This is a genomic window from Mesorhizobium sp. M7A.F.Ca.CA.002.09.1.1 (assembly GCF_003998555.1).
Taxonomy (GTDB): Bacteria; Pseudomonadota; Alphaproteobacteria; order Rhizobiales; family Rhizobiaceae; genus Mesorhizobium; species Mesorhizobium ciceri.
Genome location: NZ_RZRR01000294.1, coordinates 1 through 5800 on the forward strand (window position 1 = coordinate 1; position 5800 = coordinate 5800).

Below are 5800 nucleotides of genomic sequence, written 5' to 3' on the forward strand. Positions count from 1 at the left end.
GCTTCAAGGTGCTGGCCACCTCAGGCACCGCCCGCTTCCTCGCCGAAAACGGCGTCGACGCCCAGAAGATCAACAAAGTGCTGGAAGGCCGCCCCCACATCGAAGACGCCATCCGCAACCGCCAGGTGCAGATCGTCTTCAACACCACGGACGGCCAGAAGGCAGTGTCGGACTCGAAGTCGCTGCGGCGGGCGACGCTGATGCAGAAGGTGCCGTATTATACGACGCTATCGGGCGCGGCTGCGGTGGCGGAAGCGATTGCGGCACTGAAGGCGGGGAGCCTCGAGGTCAGGCCGCTGCAGGAGTATTTTGCGTAAGGATTGGTGAACTGCTGTCGGCAGTTCTCGCTTTCAAATTGCTCGCCGCAGCCAAATGATATCCGGATTATACCAGCATCTAAAATAGTGCACTCCGACGGTTAGTAAAGGGTCGGATACAGTAGACAGCCCCCGAGACGTCACGTACGCTAACAGCCAAAAGGCGGGGGGACCAAAAAATGAATCCAGTAATTCGCGCTCAAGTCAAGGATTACGCAAAATCCACGAGCATCGAGTCGGCAAGTCTTAGTGATCAATTCGAAATTTACTCGATATTTGCGACTCTAATCGGTCTGTTGGCCGAGTCCGCAGATGCCAACGATGTCCATTTGACAGGCACGGAGTTCGGTCTCGACGGAGTCGCAATATTAATACAAGGGGAAGTAGTAAAAACACGGATCGAAGCAGAAGATAAGCTCGCCGCGATCAAAAATCCATCGATTGAGTTTGTTTTCTTTCAGTCGAAAACTAGCCCAAGTTACGACTACGGTGACATTTCCAAATTTTTCGATGCTATAACCAGCTTTTTTGATGGCGATTTGCGAGATGAAAGCCCCCAATTGTCGGACTTAACCGAGGCGATGCTCGCGGTATATGAAGGTGTAGTTGGAAAGAAAAATCCTTCGCTAAAAGCGTTCTACATCGCAACCGGAAATTACGAGGAACCTCGGCGCATTGAGTCTTTGAAGAATACATTCACTCGTCAAATGTCTGAAAAAAACATGTTTGACAGAGACAACCTTGACGTAAGTATCGTTGGAGCTCTTCAGCTACAACAATGGTACCGAGCCGCCACAACATCTGTCGAAGCAGAAATTGAATTTACAAAAGCAGTCGTTATGCCAAAAAATAAGAATGTGGACGAGGCATACGTTGGATATCTCGAGGCCAAACAACTAGTTAAGCTATTTACTTTGTTTGACGATAAATTTAACGCAATCGGCATCAATAAATCGGTTTTCGTTGACAATATTAGAGACTACGATCAAAGATCTAAGATTAACCAAGAAATAAAGGTCTCAGTACTTGAGAGCGGTGGTGATGATTTTGCTTTTAGGAATAACGGCGTTACAGTTGTGTCGAAAAGTATAGACCGCACTGGAGATCGATTCCATCTTGAGGACTATCAAATAGTAAATGGGTGTCAAACGAGCAATATTATATACGAATTGATCTTTGGGGAAAGCAAAGGGGCAGCTGAAGATCTAAATCTAATTGACCATATTGCAGTGCCATTCCGCCTGATTGGGTCGAAGAACGATGACTTCGTCGCATCGATCATTATTGGAACGAATAGGCAGAACCCGGTGAAGGAAGAACAATTCTGGGCGCTGAGGCCATTTTTAAAGAGCCTCGAAGAATACGCCAGATCGGTTGAGCCGGAAGAGATCATATATCTTGAACGGCGCGAAAACCAATATCGTGGCCAGCAGGTCGAGCGCGTTAGGATAATTCAGCCATCTTCGATGATGAAGGCCCTGGCTGCCGCGATTTTCTTCCAGCCCAATCGTGCAGCTCGCGACTATCGGGGAATCATGTCGGAGTATGATAGCAAGATATTTAAGGATGATCATGATGTTAGGATCTATCATGCCTGCTGTTATCTCTACTACCGAATTGAGTTCCTCTGGAGAAACCAGCGTATAGATAATAAATATAAGACGTTCCGATTTTATATCATATGTGCCGTCGGTTTAATTGTGACCCGAGGCAGAGACGTCTTTTCCATGAAAAAATCGGAAATAGAAAAAGTAGCGCAGAATATTATTGCATTGAGCAAGAATGAAGAGGCGCTCAAGGCGGTGGTTTATAGAAGCTCAGCGATATTAGACGACAAACTTAAGCAGTTTGGGACGCAGTCCCAGGAGAGGGTTCGGGACGCCATCCGATCAGAGTCGGTTTCTAACGAATTTAGAGAGATGATCCTGACCCAAGACATTCCTGAGGTGAAAAACTACGTTTCATAAGAGGCTGGCGAGTCGTCATGCTCGTTCCTATACTCTCATCACGCCACCGCCACACACTCGATCTCGATATCGAACTCCATCGGCCACGACGCCACCGGCACAAAACTCCGCGCCGGCGGATTGACGCTGAAATACCTGGCATAAACACGGTTGATGGCGTTGTAGAAGCCGGAATTGACGGCGTAGATACGCACCATCACCACATTGTCGAGCGAAGTGCCGGCCGCTTCCAGGCAATGTTTCAGCGCCTTCAGCGACGCCTCGGTCTGCACCTCGATGTCGCCGCGCACCATCTCGCCGGTCACCATATCCACCGGCGGCGTCGCCGAGATGAACACGAAGCCGTTGGCCTTGACCGCTGTCGAGCAGGGAAGGCCGAGCGCCCGCACCTTGGCGGACATGACCGGCACTTCGATGATTTCTTTTTTCATGGCAGTTCTCCCTGAGTTGCAGGGAGCTTATCCCGGCACGGGCGGAACGCCAGCGCCGTTCTTCCCTTCTCCCCTTGTGGGAGAAGGTGGATCGGCGCGATAGCGCCGAGACGGATGAGGGGTGTTCCAGCGGAGTGAGACGTCGGCGTTCCCTGGAACACCCCTCATCCGTCGCCTTCGGCGACACCTTCTCCCACAGGGGGAGAAGGAAGATGCGGCGCTAGAGAAATCCGATGAACCGTCCGGCGAAAAGCACGGACGTCCACAGCAGTATCGAGAGCACAGCCAGGATGGTGCTGCCGGCCAGATCGTCACCACCTCTGGCGAAGCGCAGGAAGGTGAAAAAATTGACGCCGGCGAGAAGGATGAGTGCCATCTTGGCGAGGAAAACCGGCATCGCCGCATAGGTGCTCGCCTTGACCGAAAACAGCAGCGAGCCTGTGACGAGCGCACCCGCGAATGCACTTAATGCAATGCGGCGCAGCAGCGCGACGAATGCGGCTTGCGGCAGCGAACGGAAAGCGCCGCAGATCCTGAGGTCCATGAGAACGACGCTGGTCAACAGCGCGCCGATCGACATGATGTGGAGCGCATTGACTATGGGATAGGCGACGAAGGAAGCCTTCAGCCACCGCGCCAACGCAAGATGCTCAATGCCGGCGAGGAACTCGGCCATTTACGCCGGCGGCACGCGGTCGGGATAGACATCATATGTCTTGCCGTTGACGATGACGCGCACCGCTTTCATGCGCTTTTCGGTCGCCTCGAGCGAGCGGTTGCCGATCGCGGTCACCTCGTCGCCGACCTTGGCCACCTCCTCCGTGAAGCCGGCGGCGATCGTGCGTGATGGCGGCGCCATCTCCACCCGCCAGGCCTCACCCTCCGCGTCGACATCCAGCGTGGCGTGCGGATTGCCGATATAGATGGCCGTGATCTTGCCCTTGAGTTCGAAAAACCCATCCTGTGTCCACGACCAGCCGTGATGGGCATAGGCCGCGGTGCCGGCGGCAAGCATCACGGCCGCCGTCAGCGCGACGCTGCGAATTGCCTTGAACTGCATCGCTCGTCTCCTCGGTTCATCCCGCAGGCACTTGAGAGTAGGACACGGCGCGGCAACGTCAAATCATATCGAGCGAAAGACTGGACCGCCAAGCGCCCGCCCAATCGCCGGCATGACGCCTTGTTAATGACACCCATGCGCGCCACTCTCTCTTTCCTGGCCGTTCTTCCCCTGGGCTGAAGATCGGACTCCCATCGGAAACGAGGCGAACCATGAGCAGCATGAGAGACCGTCAGGAAGGCTTCGAAAAGAAGTTTGCGATGGACGAGGAAACGAAGTTCAGGGCCATGGCGCGCCGCAACAAGCTGCTCGGCCTGTGGGCCGCCGAAAAGCTCGGCAAATCCGGTGCTGACGCCGACGCCTATGCCAAGGAGGTCGTGCACGCGGATTTCGAAGAGGCAGGCGACAACGATGTGTTCCGCAAGGTCCGCGCCGACTTCGACGCGGCGGGCATCGCCCAGTCGGATGGCCAGATACGCACCGCCATGGAAGAGCTGCTGGTGACCGCGGTCGAGCAGATCAGGTCGACCTGAGCGCCGCTCAGCCTTGATCGGTATAGGGCGTGCCGTGCTTAAGGCACAGGGCCATATTGTGGTGTTGGTTGGCCAAGCGGGCTGGCTTCCATCGTAGCGCTCTACGGCGCCCCCCTCTGTCCTGCCGGGCAGGACAGAGGGGGGCGCCATAGTGAACCGCCCTCACCCCTGATGCGCGGCGGCCAGTTCCTTCACGTGTTTTTCGTGCATCTGCAGCGTCGGCAGGGTTTTCTTGGCGAATTCCTTCATTGCCGGGTCGTCGCCGGATTTCGCATAGCCGCTGAACAGCGCGACGGCTTCCTTATGAGCGTTGGTCTGCATCTCGATGTATTTGGCCTGGAATTGATCGCCGCTGGCGCTCTTCAGCTCATCGAGCATCTTCTGCTCCTTGGGCTGCAGGGCCGGACCGGACGGTGCGGTGGCCGAGGTTGTCTGGCCCTGGGCAAGCGCCGCCTTGAATTCCTCGCCGGCCTTGGTGTGATCGGCGATCATCTGTTTGGCGAACGCCTTGACGTCGGCGTCGGTCGCCTGTTGCTCGGCGAGCTTGCTGGACTGGATCTCGAACTCATTGGCGCTCGGCACCGTCTTGATGAAGGTCGAAGTGTCGACCTTCGTCGTGGCGGCGAGCGGCGTGGTCGTGGCGGTCGTGTTCGACTGGGCAAAGGCCGGCGCGCCGGCAAGCAATGCTGCTGCGGTCAGAATGGTAAGCGTCTTCATGGCATGTCTCCGGTTGGAATTGTCCCTCGGACAATCCAACGTCGCTTGGGCACTCCGGTTGCAGATCATGAGGAAGAAGCCTGCGCGTATCGCCTCGATTACCCGAACCGCGGCGGCTGGCCACAACTGCCTTCAGTGGCAGCAAGCTTCGCCATATTGCAGCTGCTCGTTCCAGTTCGGGCGACCTTCCGGCGTGAAATCCATCAGATTCCACAGCGTTTCGCAGGTGCCGAGGCCACGCGGATCCTGACCGGGCTCCGTCGGTGCGAAATCCAGTTCCGAACTCCAGAAATGGCGTATGCCGTCGGGGTCGCGGTGAAACACCGACAGCAGCGGGATCTGTGAGCCGTCGGCCGCCTCCGCATTGTAGTCGCGCTTGAAGCTGTTGGCCGCCGAAGACACCAGCCGCATGTTGCGCCAGCCCCGATCTCGACCGAGCGTGACCAGGTTTTCGAGCGCGGTCTTGCCCACCACCGCGAAATTGAAGCCGGCCGCCTGGAGATGCCCGACCGCGCCGTCGAACTGATCGAGCAATGCCGTGCAGGACGGACATGGCTGGTCCGGTCGGGCGAGCTTCGCCGTGCCGCCGCTGGTCGCCACATCGCGCTTCTCCTGCGGGTGGCGCGGGAACATCATGTTGTAGAGGATCAGGCTGTCCTTGCCGGGCGCGAACAGCTCCGACAGCCTTGTCTTCGCGGGCTTGCCGTGGGCATCCAGTGCGTCGAATTCATAGTCCTGGCGGATCAGCCCGCCCGGCGGCAGCGCGCGCCGGGCC

At 56.5% G+C, this 5800-nt stretch carries 8 protein-coding genes; 3 read left to right on the forward strand and 5 right to left on the reverse strand.

All coding sequences use genetic code 11. The features are described from left to right. Together EN994_RS14815 and EN994_RS14820 are read left to right on the forward strand one after the other, a co-directional pair. The coding region (locus EN994_RS14815) for a hypothetical protein (RefSeq protein ID WP_164745927.1) at nucleotides 1-317 on the forward strand (317 nt) is incomplete at its 5' end. 179 nt (nucleotides 318-496) lie between these two features. Further along, the gene (locus EN994_RS14820) at nucleotides 497-2284 is read left to right on the forward strand and encodes an AIPR family protein (protein ID WP_063168793.1); all 1788 of its coding nucleotides are present in this window, start codon (nucleotides 497-499) and stop codon (nucleotides 2282-2284) included. Nucleotides 2285-2322: 38 nt separating this feature from the next. Here the strand turns inward: EN994_RS14820 and EN994_RS14825 are convergent, their stop codons facing one another. The 3 genes from EN994_RS14825 to EN994_RS14835 form a co-directional block, all read right to left on the reverse strand. Continuing rightward, nucleotides 2323-2715 carry a RidA family protein gene (locus EN994_RS14825; protein WP_027039300.1) on the reverse strand — a complete coding sequence of 131 codons (393 nt, stop codon included), beginning with the start codon at nucleotides 2713-2715 and terminating at the stop codon, nucleotides 2323-2325. Nucleotides 2716-2935: 220 nt separating this feature from the next. Beyond that, entirely contained in the window at nucleotides 2936-3391 is a 456-nt protein-coding gene (locus EN994_RS14830; RefSeq protein ID WP_063168794.1) for a hypothetical protein, read from the reverse strand. After that, a complete protein-coding gene (locus tag EN994_RS14835; RefSeq protein WP_063168795.1) occupies nucleotides 3392-3775 on the reverse strand; it encodes a DUF6152 family protein in 384 nt (127 codons plus the stop codon). It abuts the gene before it with no gap. 212 nt (nucleotides 3776-3987) lie between these two features. Here EN994_RS14835 and EN994_RS14840 point away from each other — a divergent pair, with 212 nt between their 5' ends. Next, the gene (locus EN994_RS14840; RefSeq protein WP_063168796.1) at nucleotides 3988-4308 is read left to right on the forward strand and encodes a DUF1476 domain-containing protein; all 321 of its coding nucleotides are present in this window, start codon (nucleotides 3988-3990) and stop codon (nucleotides 4306-4308) included. Nucleotides 4309-4470: 162 nt separating this feature from the next. Here the strand turns inward: EN994_RS14840 and EN994_RS14845 are convergent, their stop codons facing one another. Further along, a complete protein-coding gene (locus EN994_RS14845) occupies nucleotides 4471-5025 on the reverse strand; it encodes a DUF4142 domain-containing protein (protein ID WP_027162094.1) in 555 nt (184 codons plus the stop codon). A 132-nt stretch (nucleotides 5026-5157) separates the two neighbouring features. Next, nucleotides 5158-5800: DUF899 family protein (locus EN994_RS14850; RefSeq protein ID WP_127307618.1), on the reverse strand; the 643-nt coding region annotated here is incomplete at its 5' end.

What these genes read in the sequence shown, in the direction of transcription:
- EN994_RS14820 (WP_063168793.1), top strand. Translation starts at nt 497, where the DNA reads ATGAATCCAGTAATTCGCGCTCAAGTCAAGGATTACGCAAAATCCACG.
- EN994_RS14825 (WP_027039300.1), bottom strand. Translation starts at nt 2,715, where the DNA reads ATGAAAAAAGAAATCATCGAAGTGCCGGTCATGTCCGCCAAGGTGCGG.
- EN994_RS14830 (WP_063168794.1), bottom strand. Translation starts at nt 3,391, where the DNA reads ATGGCCGAGTTCCTCGCCGGCATTGAGCATCTTGCGTTGGCGCGGTGG.
- EN994_RS14835 (WP_063168795.1), bottom strand. Translation starts at nt 3,775, where the DNA reads ATGCAGTTCAAGGCAATTCGCAGCGTCGCGCTGACGGCGGCCGTGATG.
- EN994_RS14840 (WP_063168796.1), top strand. Translation starts at nt 3,988, where the DNA reads ATGAGCAGCATGAGAGACCGTCAGGAAGGCTTCGAAAAGAAGTTTGCG.
- EN994_RS14845 (WP_027162094.1), bottom strand. Translation starts at nt 5,025, where the DNA reads ATGAAGACGCTTACCATTCTGACCGCAGCAGCATTGCTTGCCGGCGCG.